Here is a 23,229-nt window from a genome sequence, read left to right as displayed (position 1 = left end):
GACACTCGCCACTTCCCAAAGACCCCGCCCGCGCCAGGCGGGGTTCTTTTTTTGCCCGCCCGGAATCGCGCACGCGCCCGCCCATCGGGAGCGACCGTTGCGCGCTGCGGCTACAATGTCAGGCTATTTCACATTTGGTGCAGGCCTCGTCCGTCATGACCCAGAACGCCATTCCGAAAGCCCCCGCGCGCGCCTATACGCGCGGCGCCGCGCTGCCCGCGCTGCTGCAAAAGCGCATCCTGATTCTCGACGGCGCGATGGGCACGATGATCCAGCGCTACAAGCTCGACGAAGCCGCGTATCGCGGCGAGCGCTTCAAGGACTACGGCCGCGACATCAAGGGCAATAACGAACTGCTGTCGATCACGCAGCCGCAGGTGATCCGCGAGATTCACGAGCAGTATCTGGCTGCGGGCGCGGACATCCTCGAAACGAACACGTTCGGCGCGACGCGTGTCGCCCAGGCCGATTACGGCATGGAAGACCTCGCCGCCGAGATGAACATCGAGTCGGCGAAGCTTGCGCGCGAAGCCTGCGACAAATACTCGACGCCCGACAAGCCGCGTTTCGTCGCGGGCGCGATCGGACCGACGCCGAAGACCGCGAGCATTTCGCCCGACGTGAACGATCCGGGCGCGCGCAACGTGACCTTCGACGAACTGCGCGACGCGTACTACGAGCAGGCGAAGGCGCTGCTCGATGCGGGCTGCGATCTGTTCCTCGTCGAAACGATCTTCGACACGCTCAATGCAAAGGCCGCGCTGTTCGCGCTCGATCAACTGTTCGAGGACACCGGCGAACTCGTGCCGATCATGATCTCCGGCACCGTCACCGATGCATCGGGCCGCATTCTCTCCGGGCAAACGGTCGAGGCGTTCTGGAACTCGCTGCGTCACGCGAAGCCGCTCACGTTCGGCCTGAACTGCGCGCTCGGCGCGGCGCTGATGCGTCCGTACATCGCCGAGCTGGCGAAGCTGTGCGATACCTACGTGTCCTGCTACCCGAACGCGGGCCTGCCGAATCCGATGAGCGACACCGGCTTCGACGAGACGCCGGACGTAACGTCCGGATTGCTGAAGGAATTCGCGTCCGCCGGGCTCGTCAACGTCGCGGGCGGCTGCTGCGGCACGACGCCGGAGCACATCGCGGAAATCGCGAAGGCGCTCGCCGAAGTGAAGCCGCGCGCTTTCCCCTCGCAATACCGCGACGCCGCCTGAATCAGAGAAGAGAACAAGACATGACCGATCACACGATGCGTCTTTCCGGCCTCGAGCCGTTCAACGTCACCGAGGGCTCGCTTTTCATCAACGTCGGCGAGCGCACGAACGTGACCGGCTCGAAGGCGTTCGCGCGCATGATCCTGAACGGCCAGTTCGACGAAGCGCTCGCCGTCGCGCGCCAGCAGGTCGAGAACGGCGCGCAGGTCATCGACATCAACATGGACGAAGCGATGCTCGATTCGAAAGCCGCGATGGTGCGCTTTCTGAATCTGATCGCGTCGGAGCCGGATATCGCGCGCGTGCCGATCATGATCGACTCGTCGAAGTGGGACGTGATCGAAGCGGGCCTGAAATGCGTGCAAGGCAAGGCGATCGTCAATTCGATCTCGCTGAAGGAAGGCAAGGAGCAGTTCGTTCATCACGCGAAGCTGATTCGCCGCTACGGCGCGGCATCGGTGGTGATGGCCTTCGACGAGCAAGGCCAGGCCGACACGTTTCAGCGCAAGACGGAAATCTGCAAACGCTCTTACGACATTCTCGTGAACGAAGTCGGCTTCGAGCCCGAAGACATCATCTTCGATCCGAACATCTTCGCAATCGCGACGGGCATCGAAGAGCACAACAACTACGCGGTCGATTTCATCGAAGCGACACGCTGGATCAAGCAGAACCTGCCGCACGCGAAAGTGAGCGGCGGCGTGTCGAACGTGTCGTTCTCGTTTCGCGGCAACGATCCGGTGCGCGAGGCGATTCATACCGTGTTTCTGTATCACGCGATTCAGGCTGGCATGGACATGGGCATCGTCAACGCGGGCCAGCTCGGCGTGTATGCCGATCTCGACGCCGAGTTGCGCGAGCGCGTGGAAGACGTCGTGCTGAATCGTCGTGAGGACGGCACCGACCGTCTGCTCGAAATCGCGGACAAGTTCAAGACCGGCGCCGCGAAGAAGGAAGAAAACCTCGAATGGCGCAATCAGCCGGTCGAGGCGCGTCTGTCGCATGCGCTCGTGCACGGCATCACGAACTTCATCGTCGAAGATACGGAAGAAGTGCGGCAGAAGATCGACAAGGCCGGCGGTCGTCCGATCAACGTGATCGAAGGCCCGCTGATGGACGGCATGAACATCGTCGGCGACCTGTTCGGCGCGGGCAAGATGTTCCTGCCGCAAGTCGTGAAGTCGGCGCGCGTGATGAAGCAGGCGGTCGCGCACCTGATCCCGTTCATCGAAGAAGAGAAGAAGCGTCTCGCCGATGCCGGCGCGGACGTGCGGCCGAAGGGCAAGATCGTCATCGCGACCGTGAAGGGCGATGTGCACGACATCGGCAAGAACATCGTGTCGGTCGTGCTCCAGTGCAACAACTTCGAAGTGGTCAACATGGGCGTGATGGTGCCCTGCGCGACCATCCTGCAGAAGGCGAAGGAAGAAGGCGCGGACATCATCGGGCTGTCGGGACTGATCACGCCGAGCCTTGAAGAGATGGCTTATGTCGCGTCCGAAATGCAGCGCGACGAATACTTCCGCGGCAAGCAGACGCCGCTGCTCATCGGCGGCGCGACGACTTCGCGCGTGCATACCGCCGTGAAGATCGCGCCGCATTACGAAGGGCCGGTCGTGTACGTGCCGGATGCGTCGCGTTCGGTATCGGTGGCGTCGAGCCTGTTGTCGGACGAAGGCGCGGCGAAGTATCTCGACGAACTCAAGAGCGACTACGAGCGCATCCGCACGCAGCACGCGAACCGCAAAGCGCAGCCGATGGTCACGTACGACGAAGCGCGCGCCAACAAGACGAAGATCGACTGGAGCGCCTACGCGCCGAAGAAGCCGAGCTTCATCGGGCGGCGCGTGTTCAAGAACTACGACCTCGCGGAACTGGCGAATTACATCGACTGGGGTCCGTTCTTTCAGACGTGGGATCTCGCCGGTCCCTATCCCGCGATTCTCAATGACGAGATCGTCGGCGAGTCGGCGCGGCGCGTGTTCTCCGACGGCAAGTCGATGCTCTCGCGCCTCATTCAGGGCCGCTGGCTGACGGCGAACGGCGTCATCACGCTTTTGCCCGCCAACACCGTGAACGACGACGACATCGAGATCTACACGGACGAATCGCGCTCGCAAGTGGCGATGACGTGGCGCAATCTGCGTCAACAAAGCGTGCGTCCGGTCGTCGATGGCGTGATGCGCCCGAACCGCTCGCTCGCCGATTTCGTCGCGCCGAAGGATTCGGGCGTGAAGGACTACATCGGCATGTTCGCGGTGACGGCGGGCATCGGCGTCGATAAAAAGGAACAACAGTTCGAAGCCGATCACGACGACTACAGCGCGATCATGCTGAAGGCGCTCGCCGACCGTTTCGCGGAAGCCTTCGCCGAAGCGCTTCATGCGCGCGTGCGCCGCGAATTGTGGGGCTACGCCGCGAACGAGACGCTCGACAACGATGCGCTGATCGCGGAGAAGTATGTCGGCATTCGTCCGGCGCCGGGTTATCCGGCGTGCCCGGATCACCTCGTCAAGCGCGACATGTTCGAAGTGCTTCAGGCGAACGAGATCGGCATGAGCGTGACCGAATCGCTCGCGATGCTGCCGGCCGCGAGCGTCTCGGGCTTCTATATCGCGCATCCGGACAGCACGTACTTTTCGGTGGGCAAGATCGGCGACGATCAGCTCGCGAGCTACGCCGAACGCATGGCGATCTCGACCTCCGACGCGGAACGCGCGCTCGCGCCGTTGCGCTAAGGCATCGTGAAAACGACATATCGCGCAAGTGATAGCCGGAATATGCACGGAACAGGCGGGAAATTTTTGAATTCCGTAGACTTGTCAGCGCGATAAGCCGTCGACATGACGGCCAACGCATTCTTTTCGTCAACGGAGAAAGTCGCATGAAGAAGATGACGTCCGCCGTAACCGTAGCGATCACCGCGGCTTTGCTCGCCGCGTCGAGTACCGCCGCTTTCGCGCAGGCGAGCAGCACCGAGGCTTCGTCGTACTCGCCGCCGCAAACCGAGCACAAGAAGAAACCGAAGAAGCCGAAGAAGCAACATCCGCCCGCGAAACCCGCCGGGCCGGAAGGCGGCCAGTCGCAGTAACACGCCGCAGCGCGACTGAAGCCGTCAGACGTTTCGTCGGAAGAAAAAAACCCGCATCGGAAACGATGCGGGTTTTTCTTTGTGTCGCTGCGAATCGCGCGCCTCAGACGCCCCAGAGAATGTCCTTGTCGTGCTTTTGCGCTAGGCGAAGCATGTCGAGGAAAGGAAACGCGCGCTGCGCGAGCCCGATGGGAAGCTCGTGCGGCTCATGTCCTTCTTCGCCTTCATGAAAACGGCCGTCGTGCTCGGCGCGCTCTCTCTTGTCGGTGACGACCGCCGCTTCGAGCTTCTGAATGGCGGCGGGAATTTCATCGTGCGTGATGACGCCCCGCGCCGTGAGCTGCTTGCCGATGATGCCGAGCAAGTACTCCGCGAGGTTCTCGAGCATGATGACATCCGGTGCGGCCGGGGATTTGAATGTGATCAGCATGGCATGGTCCTTTTGTTTATGTTGGGTCATAGGCGGTTTGCAAACGAAACGCGCAGACGAGCCGGTCTCCCTGACAACATGACGACACCCTGATTCGACATATTAGCACCTGCTAAAATCCCCGCTTTATGTGGTGGCCGGTTCCGTTCGCCTGCCAACACCACATGCGGGGCCAACGCGTCGCGAAGACGTCCTTCCGAGCCGGCATGCACGCCGGAACGCGCCCCGTCAGCCCTCGCTCCACTGGATCACATTCAGCATGCTGCCCGCACATAAACACACTCTCGAAACGCTCATCACCGACGCGGTCAAGCAGGTCGCGCAAGCCACGCAAGGCGCCAGCGAAGCGGCCTTCGTCACGCCCACGATCGTCCTCGAACGACCGAAGGTCGCGGCGCACGGCGACGTGGCGTCGAATGTCGCGATGCAGCTCGCCAAGCCGCTGCGCGCGAATCCGCGTCAGCTCGCGCAGCAGATCGTCGATGCGGTGCTCGGCCTGCCGGCCGCGAAGGGTCTCGTCGAGAGCGCCGAAGTGGCGGGTCCGGGCTTCATCAATCTGCGTCTTTCGGCGACGGCCAAGCAAGACGTGATCCCGGCCGTGCTCGGCGAAGCCGCCGCGTTCGGCCGTTCGACGCGCGACGCCGGCAGGCACGTGCTCGTCGAATTCGTATCGGCGAACCCGACGGGCCCGCTGCATGTCGGCCACGGCCGTCAGGCGGCGCTCGGCGATGCGCTCTCGAACCTGCTTGAAACGCAGGGCTACGACGTGCATCGCGAGTTCTACTACAACGACGCGGGCGTGCAGATCGGCAATCTCGCCACGTCCACGCAACTGCGCGCGCGCGGCCTCAAGCCGGGCGACGAGCAGTGGCCGGAAGCGGCGTACAACGGCGAGTACATCGCCGATATCGCGCGCGACTACATGGCGGGCGAAACCGTCGCGGCGAAGGACGGCGAACCGGTGAAGGGCAAAGGCGACGTCGAGGACCTCGAAGCCATCCGTCATTTCGCGGTCGCGTATCTGCGTCACGAGCAGGACATGGATCTCACCGCGTTCGGCGTGAAGTTCGACCAGTTCTATCTGGAGTCGTCGCTGTACAAGGAAGGCCGTGTCGAGAAGACGGTCGCGGCGCTCGTCGATGCCGGCAAGACGTACGAGCAGGACGGCGCGCTGTGGCTGCGCACCACCGACGACGGCGACGACAAGGACCGCGTCATGAAGAAGTCCGACGGCACGTACACGTACTTCGTGCCGGACGTGGCGTATCACGTGACCAAGTGGGAACGCGGCTACACGAAGGTCATCAACATCCAGGGCTCGGACCATCACGGCACGATCGCGCGCGTGCGCGCCGGCTTGCAGGGACTCGGCATCGGCATTCCGAAGGGCTATCCCGACTACGTGCTGCACAAGATGGTCACCGTCATGCGCGACGGCCAGGAAGTGAAAATCTCCAAACGCGCGGGCAGCTACGTGACGGTGCGCGATCTGATCGAATGGTCGGGCGGACTCACGCCGGGCCACGAAACCGCGCCCGATCAGATCGACGAGGACACCATCCGCCGCGGCCGCGATGCCGTGCGCTTCTTCCTCATTTCGCGCAAGGCCGACACCGAATTCGTGTTCGACATCGACCTCGCGCTCAAGCAGAACGACGAGAATCCGGTCTATTACGTGCAATACGCGCACGCGCGCATTTGCACGATCCTGAACGACTGGAAGGAGAAGTTCGGCGGCGACATTTCGAAGGCAGCGCAGGCCGATCTCTCGCCGCTGTCGAGCGACCGCGCAATGGCGCTGCTCAACAAGCTCGCCGAATTCCCCGAAATGCTCGCGCACGCGGCCGACGAACTCGCGCCGCACGCCGTCGCGTTCTATCTGCGCGATCTCGCTGGCGAATTTCACTCGTTCTACAATGCGGAGCGCGTGCTCGTGGACGACGAAAAGGAACGCACCGCGCGCATCGCGCTGCTCGCGGCGACGCGTCAGGTTCTCGAAAACGGTCTCGCGACCATCGGCGTTTCCGCTCCTCAAAAGATGTGACCCTTCTGCCGCGCACGCACGAATTCAGAATTTTCGGCGTGCGCAAGCAGATGCCTGGCGCGGGCTTGTCTTGAGCCGCCGCTATAATCGTCGCCCAACCAGAAGACTTTCTCGCAGGTGATTCATACGATGGCAAAACCACGCCGCACATCGAAGCAGTCGAAGCAAACGGGGGGAACGTTTATCGGTATCGTGCTGGGCCTGATCGTCGGCCTCGCGATTGCCGTAATCGTCGCGCTGTACATCACGCGTGCGCCCACGCCATTCGTGGCGAAGGTCGCGCCGCCGCCGTCCGAGGCCAACTCCGCGCCTGCCGCCGCGCAACCGTACGATCCGAATCGTCCGCTGCAAGGCAAGACGCCGGGCCAGGCGGTGCCGCAAGCCGCGCAGCCCACGCCGCCCAACACCGCGCCGGGCCAGACCAACAATCAGACGCAGTCGTCGGGCATGCTCGACGAGCCGCAGATCGTCGAAGTACCGCCGTCGGGCGCAACGGCATCGGCTCCGAAGACCGCGAGCACGGCGCCCGCGAAGAAGCCCGAAGCCGCACCGGGCGCGCCCGCCGCGACGAGCAACGCGAACGCCACGCCGCCGAAGGGCGGCTCGGCGCCCACGACGGCGAAGACCACGCCGCCCGCGCCCGGCGAGCCGAACACGGGCTACTTCCTGCAAGTCGGCGCGTACAAGACGCAGGCGGATGCCGAACAGCAGCGCGCGCGTCTCGGCTTCCAGGGCTTCGAATCGAAGGTCACGCAGCGCGATGCAGGCGGCGTCACGTACTATCGCGTGCGGATCGGGCCGTTCGCGAAGTTCGAGGACATGAACACCGCGCGCCAGCGTCTGTCCGATGCGGGCGTCGATACCGCCGTCATCCGTTTCTCGAAGCAATAACGCAGCAAACGAAGTCGAAGCGCCGCGACGCTTAAGCGTGGCTTAAGCGTCGTATGTCCCACTTATGGGCCTGCTTTTGTTCCGTCGCGTTTCCATTGCGTATCTCTTCAATCATGAAAAAAATCTTTAGCGCGTTGGCTCTCTCCCTCGGCATCGCAGCCGCATCCCTGAGCGTCGCGAATTCCGCGATGGCCGCGCCCACCGCCGGCAAGGATTACACCGTGCTGCAGGCGGCTCAGCCGATCGCCGCGCCTGCGGGCAAGGTCGAGGTCATCGAGTTCTTCTGGTACGGCTGCCCGCATTGCAACGAGTTCGAGCCGTACATCGAGGCATGGGCGAAGAAGCAAGGTCCGGACGTCGTGTTCAAGCGCGTGCCGGTGGCATTCCGCGACGACTTCATTCCGCACTCGAAGATGTATCACGCGCTCGACGCGCTCGGCGTCGCGGAAAAGGTCACGCCGGCCGTGTTCAACGAAATCCACGTGAAGAAGAACTATCTGCTGACGCCGCAGGCGCAGGCGGACTTCCTCAAGACGCAGGGCGTCGATCCGAAGAAGTACATGGACGCGTATAACTCGTTCTCGACGCAAAGCGCCGTGCAGCGCGACGCCAAGCTCCTGCAGGACTACAAGATCGACGGCGTGCCGACGGTCGTCGTGCAGGGCAAGTACGAAACCGGCCCGGCGATGACCAACAGCCTGCCGGGGACGACGCAGGTCATGGACTTCCTCGTCCAGCAAGTCCGCGACAAGAAGCTGTAAGCACCGACGCTCCGCATGACCGCAGTTCGTTTGAAGGTCTTTATCACCGGGGCGTCGAGCGGCATCGGCCTTGCAATGGCCGAAGAGTATGTGAAGCGCGGGGCCATCCTCGGCCTCGTCGCCCGCCGCGCCGATTCCCTCGCCGCATTCGCGGCCCGTCATCCGCAAAGCTCCATCTCGATCTATCCCGCCGATGTGCGCGACCCCGACGCGCTCGCCGATGCCGCGCGCCGCTTCATCGCGGAGCACGGCACGGCGGATGTCGTCATCGCGAACGCGGGCATGAGCCGCGGCGCGCTGACGGGCCACGGCGATCTCGACACCTTCCGTGCAGTGATGGACGTGAACTATTTCGGCATGGTCGCGACGTTCGAGCCGTTCGTCGCGTCGATGACGGCCGCGCGGCGCGGCACGCTCGTCGGCATCGCGAGCGTCGCGGGCGTGCGCGGGCTGCCCGGCGGCGGCGCGTACAGCGCGTCGAAATCGGCGGTGGCGAAATATCTGGAATCGTTGCGCGTGGAGATGCGCCCGCTCGGCGTGGCCGTCGTCACGATCGCGCCGGGCTACGTGCGCTCGGAGATGACCGCGCACAATCCGTATCGCATGCCGTTCCTGATGGACGCCGACCGCTTCGCCGCGAAAGCCGCCGACGCGATCGAACGCAAGGTGCGCTACGCGACGTTTCCATGGCAGATGCGCGTCGCGGGCATGCTGATGCACGTCCTGCCGCGCTGGCTCTACGACGCGCTCGCCGAACGCGCGCCACGCAAACCACGCGCGGACGAATGACGTAAAAAAACCGGCTGCGCGCAAACGCAGCCGGTTTTTTATCGGGCGAACGTCCGAACGGTCAGAACGCGACGTAGGCCGAGCTGTTCGGCAACTGGTATCCGACGTAGACATGCCGGCCGAAGAAGAACGGCAAGCCGAAGTCGAAGAAGTTCGACATGCCCAACTGACCGCCGAGACTGTTGAAGGCGAACTTGTTCTTGCCTTGCGTCAGCGTGCTCGCGTTGGCGAGCAGGAACGGCACGGTGGCGCTGTTGCCTTCGCTGCCTTTGATCGTGGTCGACAGCGACTGCGTCGCGCTCGGGCAATAGAACGCCGACGATCCGTTGCACAGCGGAAAACTATCCTGGAAGAAGTTGCCGTTCGACCCGGTGTCGAAGAACGTCTTGTACGTCTTGCCCTTGTACGTGCCGGTCAGGTCGCCATAGGGATCGGTGCCGTACTTCGTCACGTTGCTGATCCCGTTGTTGCTCTGCGTGCCGATGCCGAATATCAGCACGCCGGTCGCGGTGGCCGCGCCGTTATCGGCAACGGGCGGCAATTGCACGATCACGCCGTTGTTGTTGACCGCGAACTTGGTGACCGGATTCGTCACTTGCTGCGCCAGCGGCACCGCGACACCCGAGCAATTCGCGCCGTTGGTGCACGAGAAGTACATCGCGTTGAGCGCCGTGCTCGCGCAGCCGTCGCCGCAGTCGTAGGCCTGCGGGCCGATGCCGAGAATGCCGTTCGCGCCGATGTCGGCGGTCGAATTTTCGTCGCTGCCGGACGGACAGCCGTTGTCGCCGGTCGGCGCCGCGGATGCACTCAGATCGCCGATGATCTGAATCGGCACGCCCGACGCCACTTCCGTGCCCATCTTCACGTCGGCCGTGCGGACGGTGCCCCACGTGTAGCCGTCGGCGAAACCGGCGCATTCGGCGAGCTGCCCGCCGTTCGACGCGCGCGAGGTCGGCAGGCTGCCGAGCACGTTCTGCGCCGCCGATCCGAGAATGCGCAGGCCGAAGGACGCCGTGTCGACCTGAATGTTGTCGATCGTCTGACACACCGACGAGCCCGGCGCGCACACCGTCACCGATACGTTCGGAATGTTGACGAAGCCCGCGGCGCCGGAGTTGACGTTGATCGCCACCGCGTTCGTGCCGTTGGGCGCGATCGGCTGCGCGTTCGCGGTGCTCGTGGTCGAGCCGCCGCCGCTGGAACCGCCCGAGCCGCCGGAGCCGCCCGACGAACCGCCGCCGCTGCTGGAACTGGAGTCGTCGCCGCCGCCACCGCCGCAGGCCGCGAGCATGACAGAAAGGCAGAGCACGCCGAGCCAGCGGGCAAGGCCGCCGCGCCGGGACGAAGAGAGAGCGGGATGGCCGAGTGTCGTTCTATGCATACTGGGTCTCCCGTCGCTTACTGGATGTCGCTGGCGGACACGCCGGCAGGCAACGATTGCGGCAAATACGCGCTGCCCGCGAACGAGCCCATGTGACCGCCCGAATCCACGACGAGTCCGGAATCCTGCACGCTGACCGGCCCGCGGCCGCCGCGCGCGGCGCGTTGCGCCTTCAGGCCCTGCTGATACTGCGGGAAATAGCTGCCGAGCAGGCTGGCGAGATCCGGCATGCGGGGACCGTGCCACGCGATGCCGAACACGACGCCTTCCGTCGACAAATATTCGTTGATGACCGTTCCGCTCGCGAGCGTGGTCGTGCGAACGGTGTAGTTCGACGCCGATGTCGTCGATGCGCTCGATGCGCCGCTTGCGACGGCCGCACGCGCGACCGCGGCCGTGGATGATTCCGCCGTGGCGCCTTGCGGCGCTGCCATCGGCTGGCCGCCGAGCACGGCGTAGGCGGGCGCTGCCGCGCTCACGCCGAGCGCGCCGGCAACGATTGCCAACGCGCTCATGAGATGCCCATGACGGGATTGCTTCGGTGCCTTCACTGGGCCTCCTATCGGTTATCCGCCGGCCCCGCCACTTGATTCAGAGACCGGTGCTTGACGATTGAGTGACAGATGCGCCACCGCCTTTCGCCCCAAAATCGTGCGGGCGCGAACATCGTCAGTATGCCAGCCAGGTGGAACCGTCCTAACGTTCGCAAGCGCACGAAATAAAAGACGCGAAGCGCAATGGTATGCGCTTCGCGTCATCTCGCAACTTCGATGCCGGCCTAAGTTACGAAGGCTTACAAAATCACCCTCAAAATCCCAGGCTGGCGAGCAGATCGTCCACTTGTGACTGATCCTGCACGACGTCGCTGCGTCCTTCGGTATTGATTTGCGGACCGTTCAGCAGGCTTTCCGGACTGCCGGTCGACACTGCCGACATCAGCGCCGCCGCCGATGCAGCGAACTGCTCGCGGCGTTCCGGCGCGATGTTCTCGAGCAAAACGCCCAGCAATTGCTGCTCGATCAGATACACGACGTCCGTAATCTTTTTGATGACCTGGCCGGTCAGATCCTGGAAATCCTGCGCGAGCATGATTTCGAGCAATTGGGCATTGGTCGCCTGCGTGCGCTCCGGCACGCTCTGCAGGAACGAGCGCGTCTGCGCGAGCAGTTCCCCCGCCTCGCCCTGCGCGAGCGGCGCGCCGTACCACTTCGCCCAGCGCGCGTCGAGCGCCTGCGCTTCGGTTTGCAGCGATTCCTGCATCGGCTTGGCAAGCTCGATCGCGTTGAGCGCGCGCTCGGCGGCCTGCTCGGTCATCGTCGCGACATATTTCAGGCGGTCGCGCGCGTCGGGCACGGCTTGCGCGGCGGCCTCGACCTGCTTGTCGAGGCCGAGCTCGCGCATCGAATCGCGCAGCGTGCGCGTCAGTTGGCCGATGCGCGCGAGAATGCGGTCGCTCGACGGATCGCCTTCGCTTTCGGCAACCGCGGCGACCGCGGCTGCGAGTTCAGTGGTCAGATCGTTCAAGATCAGCTCCCCGCTTTGGCCATCTTCTCGAGAATCTTGGTGAGCTTCTCGTCGAGCGTGGCGGCCGTGAAAGGCTTCACCACGTAACCGTTCGCGCCCGCTTGCGCCGCCGCGATGATGTTTTCCTTCTTCGACTCGGCCGTCACCATCAGCACCGGCAGATGCGAGAGCGTCGCGTCCGCGCGGATCTGCTGAAGCATCGACAGGCCGTCGAGGTTCGGCATGTTCCAGTCGGTGATCACGAAGTCGAATCCGCCGCCGCGCAGACGCGCGAGGCCCGCCGCGCCGTCTTCGGCTTCGTCGACGTTGCCGTAGCCCAGCTCCTTGAGCAGGTTACGCACGATACGGCGCATCGTCGGAAAATCGTCGACGACGAGGATCTTCATGTTCTTGTCCATCATGACTCCAGTGTGTTCTCAATGCGGCGGCGCCGCTTAAATCCAAAGTTCAGACGCGCTGTACGCGTTCGCCCATCGAGGCAAGCCGCGCCATCACGCGCCGGCTCATTTCAGAGAGCGGCGCGATTTCGCTCGCACCGCCCATTGCAATCGCTTCGCGCGGCATGCCGAACACCACGCAACTCGCTTCGTCCTGCGCGAGCGTGTAAGCGCCCGCCTGCTGCATGTCCAGAAGACCGGCGGCGCCGTCGCGGCCCATGCCGGTCAGGATCACGCCGATCGCGTTCTTGCCCGCGTGCTGCGCCGCCGAACGGAACAGCACGTCGACCGAAGGCCGATGCCGGTTCACGGGCGGCGCATCCGACAGATGCGCGACATAGTTCGCACCGCTCCTCGCGAGCACCAGATGCGCGTGGCCGGGCGCGATGTACGCGTGGCCCGGCAACACGCGCTCGCCGTGCTCGGCTTCCTTCACGGTGATGCGGCACAGCCCGTTCAGGCGCTGCGCGAACGACTTCGTGAAGCCCGGCGGCATGTGCTGCGCGATGAGCACCGCGGGCGCATCGGGCGGCAGCGGCACGAGCACTTCGCGGATCGCTTCCGTTCCGCCCGTCGAAGCGCCGACGATCACGAGCTTTTCCGTCGACACGAGCGGATTGTTGAAATGCGGCGCGGGCTTGTGCGTCGCCGCGTTCGCCGGCGCGCTCGCCGCGTGCGTCGTCTGCTTCACGCGTGCCCGCGATGCGGCGCGCACCTTGTCGGCGAGCTTTTCCGCGTAATCGAGCATGCCGTCGCGGATGCCGACTTTCGGCTTCGTGACGAAATCGACCGCGCCGAGTTCCAGCGCGCGCAGCGTGATTTCGTTGCCGCGCTCGGTCAGCGACGACACCATCACGACCGGCATCGGTCGCAGGCGCATCAGCTTTTCCAGGAAGTCGAGGCCGTCCATGCGCGGCATTTCGACGTCGAGCGTGAGCACGTCCGGGTTATGCAGCTTGATGAGCTCGCGCGCGACGAGCGGATCGGGCGCGGTCGCGCAGACGTGCATGTCGGGCTGCGCGTTGATGATCTCGGTCATCAGGCTGCGCACGAGCGCCGAATCGTCGACGCACAGCACTTTGATCTTTGGCGCTGTGTTCATGCTTCCTCCACGGTCTTGAGACGCGACGTGAACAACTCGACGCGCGGGCGCTTCGCCGCCGATGCATTCGTCGTGAACGACTCCACACGCGGTTTCGCGTTCGACTGAAACAGCTCGACGCGCGCACGCGCTTTCGCGAGCCGCTCCGCGCGCTCTTCCGGCGTGCGCTGCACGAGCGCCTGCTCGCGCTCGACGACCACCGGGTCATGCGCCGTCTTCAGCTTCTTGACCATCACCTGACCCGAGCGCGGCATGAACGCGACCTTGCGCGGATGCGCGCCCTGCAAGTCCTCGGCGACGATGCGAATCTTTTCCAGCGCGAGATAACGCCGCACGAACTCCGAATTGCGATCGCCGATGTTGATGGTCGTCATGCCCGCGAGCACCGCGCCGCCGCCGAACACCTTCGCTTCGAAGCGCTCGCGCCGTCCGCCGCGCTTGATGAGCTCGTTGATGAGCACTTCCATCGCGTACGCGCCGTAGCGCATCGAATCCGACGATGCGTGCGACGCGTCGGAACCGTCATCGGGCAGCATGAAGTGATTCATGCCGCCGATGCCCGCCGTGCGATCGTGGATGCACGCCGCCACGCATGAACCCAGCACCGTGACGAGCACCATGTCTTCGCTCGTCATGTAGAACTCGTTCGGCAGGAGCTTCACGCCCTGCTTCTTGAAGTGATTGTCGAAATAGAGATTCGACGCCATTGGCAGACCGCTCATGCCGGCTCTCCCGCGAGCGCGCGCTTCGATCCGCTCGCAACCTTCGTATCGCGCGTGAGTTCGTACACGGTCTGGCCGCGCAGCCTGAACGCCTGCGACACATACGTGAAGTTCTCCGAATGCCCCGCGAAGAGCAGCGCGCCCGGCTTCATCAGCGGCTCGAAGCGCGTGAGCACCTGGCCCTGCGTCGGCTTGTCGAAGTAGATCATCACGTTGCGGCAGAAGATCGCGTCGAACGGGCCTTTCACGTCGTAGCGCGCTTCGGTCAGATTCACGCGGCCGAAGTTCACCATCGCGCGCAACTCGGGGCGCACTTTGACGAGACCCGCGTGCGCGCCCGTGCCCTTCAGGAAGAAGCGCTTGAGACGCTCGACGGGCAATGCCTTCACCTGATCGAGCGAATACACGCCCGCTTCGGCTTTCGCGAGCACTTGACTGTCGATGTCGCTCGCGAACACCGTGCACTGGCGCGCGGCGTGTTCGCCCAACGCTTCGACGAGCGTCATCGCGATGGAATACGGCTCCTCGCCGGTCGACGCCGCCGAGCACCACACCGAGAACGGCTGCTGCCGGCGCTTCACGAAGTCCGCGAGAATCGGAAAGTGATGCGACTCGCGGAAAAACGCCGTCAGGTTCGTGGTCAGCGCGTTGACGAACGCTTCCCATTCGGCGTTGTCGTCGTTGGTTTCTAGACGGTCGAGATACTGCTTGAACGTATCGATGCCGCAGGCGCGCAGCCGGCGCGCGAGGCGGCTGTACGCCATGTCGCGTTTGTGGTCCGACAGCGAGATGCCTGCGCGGCGATGAATCAGCTCGCGAATGCGGGCGAAATCCGCCGATGTGAATTCGAAATCGCGCTCGACTTCCGTGCCGCGCACATTGGCGGGCAAGTCGACGCGCGCGTTGCGCGTTGCCATCATGATGTTTCGTGCTTCCTTGACGTCGTCCCCGACGTCCGATGTGGCGTGTTCGTCGCGCTCGACCATGCGGACTCGCGCTTTTCCTGCGTGTCGATCGTGCTGCGCGATGCCTGCATGGCCGTTTTCGTTCCGGTCCGGTTAAAAGGTTTCCCAGTCGCCGTCGTCGGCGGTCGTCGCTTTCGCACGCGGTGCCGCAGCGAGCTTGGCAACGCTCGCCGGCTTGATCGCCGGCTTGACTGTTTCCTTGACTGCTTCCTTATTAACGGCCGCTTCCGGCGCAACTTTTGGCGTCTCGACAGCTTTCGCTTTCGCTGCAACCGAAGACGTCGACGGTTCGACGCGCGCCGCCGGCGCAAGACGCGCCACGGCCGTCGATGCGCTCGTGCGCGCCGGCGCTGCCGCCGCGCCTTGCACGCGCCATTGCGCGACCACGTCCTTCAGCTGACGCGTCTGCTCTTCGAGCGATGCCGCAGCGGCGGCCGCCTGCTCGACGAGCGCGGCGTTCTGCTGCGTCACGCTGTCCATCTGCGTGACGGCGCGATTGACCTGCTCGATGCCATCGGACTGTTCCTCCGACGCCGCGCTGATCTCGCCCATGATGTCGGTCACGCGGCGCACCGCCTGCACGATCTCGCTCATCGTCTGACCGGCGCGCGCGACGAGTTCCGTGCCGCTGTCGACCTTCGCGGCCGAATCGCCGATGAGCGCCTTGATTTCCTTCGCCGCCGCCGCGCTGCGTTGCGCGAGCGAGCGCACTTCGCCCGCCACGACCGCGAATCCCCGCCCTTCCTCGCCCGCGCGCGCCGCTTCCACGGCCGCGTTCAACGCGAGAATGTTGGTCTGGAACGCGATGCCTTCGATCACGCCGATGATGTCCACGACCTTGTTCGAGCTCGATGCAATGGCGTGCATCGTTTCGACGACCTGCTCGACGACTTCACCGCCGCGCGAAGCGATATCCGACGCGTTCACCGCGAGCTGGCTCGCCTGGCGCGCGTTGTCGGCGTTCTGCTTCACCGTGCTCGTGAGCTCTTCCATGCTCGACGCCGTTTCCTGCAGCGACGCCGCCTGCTCTTCCGTGCGCTGCGACAGATCCGTGTTGCCGCTCGCGATTTCATGCGCGCCGACATCGATCGATTCCGCGCCGCGATGCACCGCGCCGACCATCGTCGTCAGATTGCCGCGCATGCGCTCGATACCCGCGAACAGGCGGCCGATTTCGTTGCCGCTTTCGCTCTGCGCGGACTGCGTGAGATCGCCGCGCGAGATGCGGTCGAAGTGATCGACGGCCTCGTTGATCGGCTTCACGATCAGGCTGGAGAGCGCCATGCGCGTGCCGATCAGCATCAGCACCGCGAGCACGAGCACCGCGCCGATCGTCATGTTGAGCGCCGCGATATTCGACGACGTGCTGGCGCGCGAGCTTTCCGCGTGCGCCTGATGCGACGCGACCGCAGCCGTCACGGCCTGATCGAACGCGACGAACATCGGGCTGATCTTCGTGTCCGCGATCGCGTGATACGCGGCCAGGTCGTTCGCCCGGATCGCGGTGAATTCCGGCTCCACTCCGGTCTTCACGAGCGTCTCGTGCTGGGCGACGAGCGCATCGAGCGTGTCCTTCGGGAGCATCGGCTTCGGCGTATCGAGATAGAGCTTCCAGTTCTCGTTGCTCTTGTCGAGCAGATACTGGCCGCGATCGATCGCCTTCTTCGCTTCTTCCGTATTGCCCGCTTCGGCGAGCGAACGCACGCGGTCGAGTGTCACGCGCGAGCGCAGCAGATACGACGACGTTTCTGAAAGCGCGCGCATCGCGACCATGTCTTCCTGCGCGAGCGACGCGAGCGACGCATTGGCCGAGTTCAGTCCGACGAGCGCGAGTGCGCCGATGAGCGCCGCGCAACCGACGAACAACAAGCCGACGAGCGTGAGCGTCGTGCGGATCGACAACTTCTTCAGCATGGCTTCTTCCTGCTTCCTGAATACGTTTTTATGCGCCGACGGAGTCGATCAACTCCATCTCGCGGCTCGTCATGAGCTTCTCGATGTCCATCAGGATCAGCATGCGGCCGTCGACCGTGCCGAGGCCCGTCAGATATTCGGTCGCGAGCGTGCCGCCGAATTCCGGCGCGGGCATCACCTGTTCCTGCGTGAGCGTGAGCACGTCCGACACGCCGTCGACGACCATGCCGACCACGCGATGCGCGACGTTCAGGATGATGACGACCGTCTGGTTGTCGTACTCGACGCGGCCCAGATTGAACTTGATGCGCATGTCGACGATCGGCACGATGATGCCGCGCAGATTGATCACGCCCTTGATGAACCCGGGCGCATTCGCGATGCGTGTAACGTTGTCGTAGCCGCGGATCTCCTGCACTTTCAGGATGTCGATGCCGTATTCCTCGGCGCCGAGCGTGAACACGAGGAATTCCTGTCCGGCTGCTTCCGTGTTTTGCGTGTCACGACGCGAAGGCGCAGCGGTTTGAATCGATTGAACGTCTGCCATGAAAGACTCCTTCGGTATTAGTGAGCGTGCGCGCCGTGCTGTGCGCGCGATTCGCGGTTGAGCGCGGCCACGTCGACGATCAGCGCGACGCTTCCGTCGCCCAGGATGGTCGCGGCGGAAATGCCGTGCACCTTGCGGTAATTCGTTTCGAGGTTCTTGACGACGACTTGCTGCTGGCCGACGAGCTCGTCGATCAGCATTGCGAAGCGGCGTCCTTCCGTCTGCATGATCGTGACGATGCCCTGCGTCGGCTCGGTGCGCGCGCCTTCGACATCGAACACGCGATGCAGCGCGACGAGCGGCAGATATTCGCCGCGCACGCGCACGACGCGCTCGCCGTTCGCGACCGTGTAGATGTCCTCGGCGACCGGTTGCAGCGACTCCATCACGAAGTTGAGCGGCAGAATGAAGATCTCGTTGCCGACCTTCACCGACATGCCGTCGAGAATCGCGAGCGTGAGCGGCAGCACGATCTTCGTCGTCGTGCCCGCGCCCTGGCGCGACATGATTTCGACGTGGCCGCCCATCGACTGGATGTTGCGCTTCACCACGTCCATGCCGACGCCGCGGCCGGAAATGTCCGTCACTTGTTCGGCGGTCGAGAAGCCCGGCATGAAGATGAGTTGCCAGACTTCTTCGTCGCTCATCGATTCGGAAACCTGCATGCCCTGCTTCTGCGCCTTCGCGAGAATCTTGTCGCGGCGCAGGCCCGCGCCGTCGTCGCTCACTTCGATCACGATGTTGCCGCCGTGATGCGCCGCCGAGAGCACGAGCTGGCCGGTCGTCGACTTGCCCGCCGCGCGGCGCGCTTCCACGGTCTCGATGCCGTGATCGAGCGAGTTGCGCACGAGGTGCGTGAGCGGATCGATGATGCGCTCGATCAGGCTCTTGTCGAGTTCGGTCGCCTGACCGAACGTGACGAGTTCCACTTCCTTGCCGAGCTTGCCGGCGATGTCGCGCACGAGGCGCGGGAAGCGGCTGAAAACGTAATCCATCGGCATCATGCGGATGGACATGACGGCCTCTTGCAGATCGCGCGCGTTGCGCTCGAGCTGCGCCATGCCGTTGAACAGGCGGTCGTGCAACGCGGGATCGAACGTGCTCGTGGTTTCCGCGAGCATCGCCTGCGTGATGACGAGTTCGCCCACCAGGTTGATGAGCTGATCGACCTTCTCCACGCCGACGCGAATCGAGCTGCCTTCCGCCGATGCCGCAGCCTGGGGGCGCGCTTTCTTGTCCGCGTCGCTTGCTGCGGACTTTGCCGGCTGAGCGACGGACGGGTCTTTCGAGCCCGCCGCCGTCGCCGCTTCTTCCTTCACTGCTTCCTTGCCAGCGGCGGATGCGGGCGCCGCGTGCGCCTGCGATTGCTTCGGCTCTTCGTGTATCGTGGGTTGCGCAATCTGCGTGGCCGTCGCTTCCAGGCGCGCCGGCTGGGCTTCTGCGGATTGCGCCGCTGCATCGCCGCGGCCGATCGTGATCTGCTTTTCATCGATCACGAAGCAGCACACAGCGACGATATCGTCGGCGGGGACGTCCGAGTCGAGCCATACCACGTACTCGGCGTCCGCTTTCTTTTCTCCGACGATGCTTCCCAGGTTCCCCAGCTCCTCGATCAGAGTCGCCAGGTCCTTCTCGCCCACCCCCCGTAGCGTAATTTTCAGGTGGGGTCCAACTTCCGCGTGCGGCGCGCCGGTGTGTCCCGGCGTCGCGGCAGCGGTTCCTGCATTCGTTCCATCGGCGAGCTCGAACGCGCCGTCCCAGTTGCCGTCGTCCTCGATCGCGTCCATCGCCTGCGAAAGCACGTGGGCGGGCGGCGCATTCGGGCCGTCGTAGGCCGGCGCGGCGTTCGCGCTCGCGGCGGACGCGACGTTCGCGTCGGCGCCCGGCAGCGCGGGCGGCTCGATCCGGCCGGACGGTGCGCCTTCGGCCTGTTCGTTCTTCAGACGCTCGAGCTTCGCGCAGATCGCGGCGGCCGCGGCCGCATCCGGCTCCGCGCTCGCGCGATACGCGGCGAGCTGATCCGACAGCACGTCCTTCGTCGCGAGGAACGTGTCGATCATGTCGCGGCGCAGGACGAGTTCGTTGTTGCGCGCGCGGTCCAGCAGCGATTCGAGGATGTGCGTCGTTTCGGTGAGCGCGGTGAAACCAAACGTCGCCGCGCCGCCCTTGATCGAGTGCGCCGCGCGGAAGATCGCCGCGAGGTCTTCCGGATCGGGATTCGCGATGTCCAGAACGAGCAGCAGTTGCTCCATCTGCGCGAGCAGTTCGTCTGCTTCGTCGAAGAAGGTCTGGTAGAACTGGGTAATGTCGAGTGTCATGCTTGAGTCACCATCGGCGCGTGCGTGCGCGAGTTGTCTTGTGCGTTCGCTTTAGTGCTGCGTTTCTTCGGAGAGCGCGGCGACCAGTTCCGTCAGCAGGTCCGGATCGAGCGGCTTCTCGATCCAGCCTGTCGCGCCCGCCGAGCGCGCCGCGTCCTTGAACGGCTCGCCGCCTTCGGTCGTCAGCACGAGAATCGGCGTCGCCTTGTATGCGGGATTTCCGCGCAGCGCCACGATCAGATCGAGCCCGCTTCTGCCCGGCATGTGCTGATCGGTCAGAACCAGATCGAAGCGCTCCGCGAGCGCCCACTCCAGCCCCTCGTCGCCGTCCGACGCAACGGTCACTTGGTAACCCGCCGCCGCCAGCGTCGCCGAGAGGATTTGCCGCATCGCGGCTGAATCGTCGATTGCCAGAATGTGTTTGATCATGTTTGTCTCTTGCCGGGATGACGGTCGAAACGTGTCGACACTTGAGCGTCTTTTTCGAGGTTTTTGCTCACTTCGCCGCGGGTCTCACCGCGACGCCGGGAATGAGCTGGCCGAGCGCCGACGACGGATTGCCGTTCGCGTCCGTGCCGTTGTCGAGCGTCGCGCCGCGTGAGCCGTCGTCGCGCAGCATCGACAGCTCCGTCTTGCGATTGAGCACGATCACGCTGATGCGCCGGTTCTCCGGATCGAGCGGATCTTTCTTGTTCAGGTTTTGCGTCGATGCGAGTCCGAGCACGCGCATCACCTTTCCTTCGTCCATGCCGCCCGCGACCAGCTCGCGCCGCGACGCGTTCGCGCGGTCCGCGGACAGCTCCCAGTTGCTGTAGCCCTTGTCGCCGCCCGCGTACTTCACGGCGTCTGTGTGTCCCTGCACGACGATGTGATTCGGCACGTCGTTGAGCGAGCGGCCGATCTCGCGCAGGATGTCGCGCATGTACGGCTGCACGGCGTCGCTGGAGAGCGCGAACATCGGGCGCTTCTGGGTATCGACGATTTCGATGCGCAAGCCCTGTTGCGTCGATTCGATGCGGATCTGCTGCTTGAACTGGCGCAGCGTCGGATTGGCCTCGATCGCGGCCATGAGCTTCACCTGAAGGTCGTGCAGGCGCACCTGCTCGCGCCGTTCGAGCTCGCCCTGCGCGGACTTGAGCAGTTCTTCGTCGGTGTCGGACGAGGCGCGCTGCGCGAGCTGCGTGGCGCCATCGGTCTTGCGCGCGGCGCCTGCGTCGGTGCTGGAAATGTCGCGGCCGCCGCCCATGATGATGCTGTTGTCCATGCCGACGGTCTTGCCGCCGACCATCGCGGCCTTGAGCGGCATCTGAAAATATTCGGCGATGCCGCGCCGCTGCACCGGCGACGTCGACGAAAGCAGCCACATCAGCAGGAAGAACGCCATCATCGCGGTCATGAAGTCCGCGTAGGCGAGTTTCCACGCGCCGCCGTGATGGCCTTTCTTGCCCGCGACGACGCGCTTGATGAATATCGGGCGATCGGTATCGTTGCTCATCGCTGTGTCTCGACTATGGCGGAAGTCACTTCGACTTGACCTTGCGCACGTGTTCTTCCAGCTCGGAGAACGACGGGCGCTCCGTCGAGAACAGCACCTTGCGGCCGAATTCCACCGCGATCGCGGGGGCGTAGCCATTCAGGCTCGCGAGGATCGTCACCTTGATGCACTGGAACATCTTGGTCTGCTCCGCGACGCGCTGTTCCGCGACGTTCGCGAGCGGTCCGATGAAGCCGTACGAAAGCAGAATGCCGAGGAAGGTGCCGACGAGCGCCTGCGCGATCATCTCGCCGAGAATCGCGGGCGGCTGATCGGCGGAGGCCATCGTGTGCACGACGCCCATCACCGCCGCGACGATGCCGAACGCGGGCATCGCGTCGCCGACCTTGGTGAGCGCGTGCGCCGGCGCTTCGCCTTCGACGTGATGCGTCTCGATTTCCTCGTCCATGAGGCTTTCGATCTCGAACGCGTTCATATTGCCGCTCACCATGAGGCGCAGGTAATCCGTCAGGAATTCGACGATGTGATGGTCCGCGAGAATCTTCGGGTACTGGCTGAACACCGGGCTCTTCGCCGGATCTTCGATATCCGCTTCGAGCGCGAGCGTGCCTTCCTTGCGCGCTTTCGCGAGCAGCACGTAGAGCAGGCCCATCAGCTCCATGTACATGCTCTTGTCGTACTTCGCGCCCTTGAAGAGCGTCGGCAGCACCTGAATCGTCGCCTTGATGGTCTTGACGTTGTTGCCGAGGATGAACGCGCCGACGCCCGCGCCCGCGATCATCAGAATTTCGACCGGCTGCATGAGCGCGCCAAGGTGGCCGCCTTCGATGGCATAGCCGCCGAAGACGGACAGCAATGTCACGAGCGATCCAATGAAAATCAGCACAGTCGAGTCCTCACGTTTGATGCGGTAAGACCGCCGTTAAGTGGTTTACGGCACTCGACCGGAAAACTTTGGGGCACGGTCAAACCGCTGTACGTTCCGTGCGGTTTGCCGCGCGGCCTTCTCGCTGTTTCGCAAAATCTGCGTCTCAATCGCTGAAATCTCGAACTTTTCCTAACGGCGAAACAAAATTTTCCCGTTCGACACGAAACATCACATTTCCTGCCGATAATACGAACGCGCGTTCAGTTTTGTTGGAGACGCGAAGTCGTGAAATCGGAGAGAACGATGACAAGACCAATGAAACAGGCCAGCGCGCTCGCGCTGACAGTGACCGCGAGTTCATTCGCGCATGCGGGTTTCGACTGCAGCGGTTCGCGCGGCGGCTGGCGTATGCAGACATCGGATAGCTGGACCGGCTCCGACAAACTTGCCCACGTGGCCGCGTCCGCGCCGTTCGGCGCGCTCGGCGCCTATTTGACGCGCGGCTCGGACCATCCGGTCGTCTACGGCACGTTGATCGGCACTGCGCCGGGCTTGGTGAAGGAAATCGTCGACGGAACCTGCCGCACGGACGGCTTCTCCTACAAGCATCTGGCCGCCGACGCGCTGGGTGCGTGGATCGGCGCATCGGCGACGCATTGGGCGATCATGTATCAGCGCACGCCGCACGGGATGACCGTCGGGCTTTCGTACCACGATCGCTTTTAGACGGACG

General features: G+C 64.1%; 22 protein-coding genes. 8 read left to right on the top strand and 14 right to left on the bottom strand.

Annotation, left to right across the window (positions count from 1 at the left end):
* The first annotated feature begins 155 nt into the window (after window positions 1–155).
* The 3 genes from NCS02_RS01270 to NCS02_RS01260 all read left to right on the top strand — a co-directional run bounded on the left by NCS02_RS01270 (window position 156) and on the right by NCS02_RS01260 (window position 4,308).
* Complete coding sequence (locus tag NCS02_RS01270; protein WP_008351850.1) at window positions 156–1,217, top strand: homocysteine S-methyltransferase family protein; 1,062 nt, start codon at window positions 156–158, stop codon at window positions 1,215–1,217.
* Window positions 1,214–3,955 (top strand): methionine synthase, encoded by a 2,742-nt coding sequence (gene metH, locus NCS02_RS01265; protein WP_284504228.1) that lies wholly within the window; start codon window positions 1,214–1,216, stop codon window positions 3,953–3,955. Before NCS02_RS01270 ends, metH begins: the two co-directional genes overlap by 4 nt.
* Window positions 3,956–4,101: 146 nt before the next feature.
* Complete coding sequence (locus NCS02_RS01260; protein WP_008351852.1) at window positions 4,102–4,308, top strand: hypothetical protein; 207 nt, start codon at window positions 4,102–4,104, stop codon at window positions 4,306–4,308.
* A 103-nt stretch (window positions 4,309–4,411) separates the two neighbouring features.
* On the opposite strand, the gene NCS02_RS01255 is transcribed toward NCS02_RS01260, so the two are convergent.
* Complete coding sequence (locus tag NCS02_RS01255; protein WP_008351853.1) at window positions 4,412–4,738, bottom strand: DUF1840 domain-containing protein; 327 nt, start codon at window positions 4,736–4,738, stop codon at window positions 4,412–4,414.
* A 259-nt stretch (window positions 4,739–4,997) separates the two neighbouring features.
* Between NCS02_RS01255 and argS the strand changes: the two genes are divergently transcribed.
* The 4 genes from argS to NCS02_RS01235 all read left to right on the top strand — a co-directional run bounded on the left by argS (window position 4,998) and on the right by NCS02_RS01235 (window position 9,223).
* Window positions 4,998–6,782 (top strand): arginine--tRNA ligase, encoded by a 1,785-nt coding sequence (gene argS, locus NCS02_RS01250; protein WP_034470443.1) that lies wholly within the window; start codon window positions 4,998–5,000, stop codon window positions 6,780–6,782.
* Window positions 6,783–6,911: 129 nt separating this feature from the next.
* The gene (locus NCS02_RS01245; protein WP_008351857.1) at window positions 6,912–7,673 is read left to right on the top strand and encodes an SPOR domain-containing protein; all 762 of its coding nucleotides are present in this window, start codon (window positions 6,912–6,914) and stop codon (window positions 7,671–7,673) included.
* A 113-nt stretch (window positions 7,674–7,786) separates the two neighbouring features.
* Window positions 7,787–8,434 (top strand): thiol:disulfide interchange protein DsbA/DsbL, encoded by a 648-nt coding sequence (locus tag NCS02_RS01240; protein WP_034470441.1) that lies wholly within the window; start codon window positions 7,787–7,789, stop codon window positions 8,432–8,434.
* Window positions 8,435–8,449: 15 nt separating this feature from the next.
* Window positions 8,450–9,223 (top strand): SDR family oxidoreductase, encoded by a 774-nt coding sequence (locus NCS02_RS01235; RefSeq protein WP_250438901.1) that lies wholly within the window; start codon window positions 8,450–8,452, stop codon window positions 9,221–9,223.
* A 61-nt stretch (window positions 9,224–9,284) separates the two neighbouring features.
* Here the strand turns inward: NCS02_RS01235 and NCS02_RS01230 are convergent, their stop codons facing one another.
* The 13 genes from NCS02_RS01230 to motA all read right to left on the bottom strand — a co-directional run bounded on the left by NCS02_RS01230 (window position 9,285) and on the right by motA (window position 22,514).
* A complete protein-coding gene (locus tag NCS02_RS01230; RefSeq protein ID WP_034470435.1) occupies window positions 9,285–10,604 on the bottom strand; it encodes a DUF3443 domain-containing protein in 1,320 nt (439 codons plus the stop codon).
* Window positions 10,605–10,621: 17 nt separating this feature from the next.
* Window positions 10,622–11,155: a DUF2844 domain-containing protein gene (locus tag NCS02_RS01225; protein ID WP_239294313.1), complete on the bottom strand. Its 534-nt coding sequence runs from the start codon at window positions 11,153–11,155 to the stop codon at window positions 10,622–10,624.
* Between the two features lie 256 nt (window positions 11,156–11,411).
* Complete coding sequence (gene cheZ / locus NCS02_RS01220; protein ID WP_250522855.1) at window positions 11,412–12,128, bottom strand: protein phosphatase CheZ; 717 nt, start codon at window positions 12,126–12,128, stop codon at window positions 11,412–11,414.
* A 2-nt stretch (window positions 12,129–12,130) separates the two neighbouring features.
* The gene (gene cheY, locus NCS02_RS01215; protein ID WP_008351870.1) at window positions 12,131–12,526 is read right to left on the bottom strand and encodes a chemotaxis response regulator CheY; all 396 of its coding nucleotides are present in this window, start codon (window positions 12,524–12,526) and stop codon (window positions 12,131–12,133) included.
* A 49-nt stretch (window positions 12,527–12,575) separates the two neighbouring features.
* Entirely contained in the window at window positions 12,576–13,667 is a 1,092-nt protein-coding gene (locus tag NCS02_RS01210; RefSeq protein ID WP_008351872.1) for a protein-glutamate methylesterase/protein-glutamine glutaminase, read from the bottom strand.
* The gene (gene cheD, locus NCS02_RS01205) at window positions 13,664–14,389 is read right to left on the bottom strand and encodes a chemoreceptor glutamine deamidase CheD (protein WP_250522854.1); all 726 of its coding nucleotides are present in this window, start codon (window positions 14,387–14,389) and stop codon (window positions 13,664–13,666) included. The genes NCS02_RS01210 and cheD overlap by 4 nt, the downstream gene beginning before the upstream one ends.
* Window positions 14,386–15,309, bottom strand: coding sequence for a CheR family methyltransferase (locus tag NCS02_RS01200; protein WP_033536589.1), 924 nt, complete (start codon window positions 15,307–15,309; stop codon window positions 14,386–14,388). The genes cheD and NCS02_RS01200 overlap by 4 nt, the downstream gene beginning before the upstream one ends.
* Window positions 15,310–15,447: 138 nt before the next feature.
* Window positions 15,448–17,268 (bottom strand): methyl-accepting chemotaxis protein, encoded by a 1,821-nt coding sequence (locus NCS02_RS01195; RefSeq protein WP_250522853.1) that lies wholly within the window; start codon window positions 17,266–17,268, stop codon window positions 15,448–15,450.
* A gap of 28 nt (window positions 17,269–17,296) precedes the next feature.
* On the bottom strand, window positions 17,297–17,815 hold the full coding sequence (gene cheW, locus NCS02_RS01190) for a chemotaxis protein CheW (RefSeq protein ID WP_008351879.1): 519 nt from the start codon (window positions 17,813–17,815) through the stop codon (window positions 17,297–17,299).
* A 17-nt stretch (window positions 17,816–17,832) separates the two neighbouring features.
* Window positions 17,833–20,133, bottom strand: coding sequence for a chemotaxis protein CheA (cheA, locus tag NCS02_RS01185; RefSeq protein WP_250522852.1), 2,301 nt, complete (start codon window positions 20,131–20,133; stop codon window positions 17,833–17,835).
* A gap of 51 nt (window positions 20,134–20,184) precedes the next feature.
* On the bottom strand, window positions 20,185–20,562 hold the full coding sequence (locus NCS02_RS01180; RefSeq protein WP_008351883.1) for a response regulator: 378 nt from the start codon (window positions 20,560–20,562) through the stop codon (window positions 20,185–20,187).
* Window positions 20,563–20,629: 67 nt separating this feature from the next.
* Window positions 20,630–21,628: a flagellar motor protein MotB gene (motB, locus tag NCS02_RS01175; RefSeq protein ID WP_008351884.1), complete on the bottom strand. Its 999-nt coding sequence runs from the start codon at window positions 21,626–21,628 to the stop codon at window positions 20,630–20,632.
* A 25-nt stretch (window positions 21,629–21,653) separates the two neighbouring features.
* Window positions 21,654–22,514 (bottom strand): flagellar motor stator protein MotA, encoded by an 861-nt coding sequence (motA, locus tag NCS02_RS01170; protein ID WP_008351887.1) that lies wholly within the window; start codon window positions 22,512–22,514, stop codon window positions 21,654–21,656.
* Between the two features lie 285 nt (window positions 22,515–22,799).
* Between motA and NCS02_RS01165 the strand changes: the two genes are divergently transcribed.
* Window positions 22,800–23,222, top strand: a complete 423-nt coding sequence (locus NCS02_RS01165; RefSeq protein WP_250522851.1) for a YfiM family lipoprotein — start codon at window positions 22,800–22,802, stop codon at window positions 23,220–23,222.
* Window positions 23,223–23,229 lie beyond the last annotated feature (7 nt).

This window comes from Caballeronia sp. NCF2 (genome assembly GCF_023631205.1).
Lineage (GTDB): Bacteria > Pseudomonadota > Gammaproteobacteria > Burkholderiales > Burkholderiaceae > Caballeronia > Caballeronia zhejiangensis.
The sequence above is the reverse complement of the archived record's forward strand: the minus strand, read 5'-3'. Positions and strand labels throughout refer to the sequence as shown.

Bases quoted from the DNA above. Each gene is read 5' to 3' on its own strand.
- NCS02_RS01240 (WP_034470441.1), top strand. From the start codon at position 7,787: ATGAAAAAAATCTTTAGCGCGTTGGCTCTCTCCCTCGGCATCGCAGCC.
- cheY (WP_008351870.1), bottom strand. From the start codon at position 12,526: ATGGACAAGAACATGAAGATCCTCGTCGTCGACGATTTTCCGACGATG.
- NCS02_RS01165 (WP_250522851.1), top strand. From the start codon at position 22,800: ATGACAAGACCAATGAAACAGGCCAGCGCGCTCGCGCTGACAGTGACC.
- cheW (WP_008351879.1), bottom strand. From the start codon at position 17,815: ATGGCAGACGTTCAATCGATTCAAACCGCTGCGCCTTCGCGTCGTGAC.
- argS (WP_034470443.1), top strand. From the start codon at position 4,998: ATGCTGCCCGCACATAAACACACTCTCGAAACGCTCATCACCGACGCG.
- NCS02_RS01255 (WP_008351853.1), bottom strand. From the start codon at position 4,738: ATGCTGATCACATTCAAATCCCCGGCCGCACCGGATGTCATCATGCTC.
- NCS02_RS01200 (WP_033536589.1), bottom strand. From the start codon at position 15,309: ATGATGGCAACGCGCAACGCGCGCGTCGACTTGCCCGCCAATGTGCGC.
- NCS02_RS01260 (WP_008351852.1), top strand. From the start codon at position 4,102: ATGAAGAAGATGACGTCCGCCGTAACCGTAGCGATCACCGCGGCTTTG.
- NCS02_RS01235 (WP_250438901.1), top strand. From the start codon at position 8,450: ATGACCGCAGTTCGTTTGAAGGTCTTTATCACCGGGGCGTCGAGCGGC.
- motB (WP_008351884.1), bottom strand. From the start codon at position 21,628: ATGAGCAACGATACCGATCGCCCGATATTCATCAAGCGCGTCGTCGCG.
- cheD (WP_250522854.1), bottom strand. From the start codon at position 14,389: ATGAGCGGTCTGCCAATGGCGTCGAATCTCTATTTCGACAATCACTTC.
- NCS02_RS01230 (WP_034470435.1), bottom strand. From the start codon at position 10,604: ATGCATAGAACGACACTCGGCCATCCCGCTCTCTCTTCGTCCCGGCGC.
- NCS02_RS01180 (WP_008351883.1), bottom strand. From the start codon at position 20,562: ATGATCAAACACATTCTGGCAATCGACGATTCAGCCGCGATGCGGCAA.
- NCS02_RS01270 (WP_008351850.1), top strand. From the start codon at position 156: ATGACCCAGAACGCCATTCCGAAAGCCCCCGCGCGCGCCTATACGCGC.
- NCS02_RS01210 (WP_008351872.1), bottom strand. From the start codon at position 13,667: ATGAACACAGCGCCAAAGATCAAAGTGCTGTGCGTCGACGATTCGGCG.
- NCS02_RS01195 (WP_250522853.1), bottom strand. From the start codon at position 17,268: ATGCTGAAGAAGTTGTCGATCCGCACGACGCTCACGCTCGTCGGCTTG.
- cheA (WP_250522852.1), bottom strand. From the start codon at position 20,133: ATGACACTCGACATTACCCAGTTCTACCAGACCTTCTTCGACGAAGCA.
- NCS02_RS01245 (WP_008351857.1), top strand. From the start codon at position 6,912: ATGGCAAAACCACGCCGCACATCGAAGCAGTCGAAGCAAACGGGGGGA.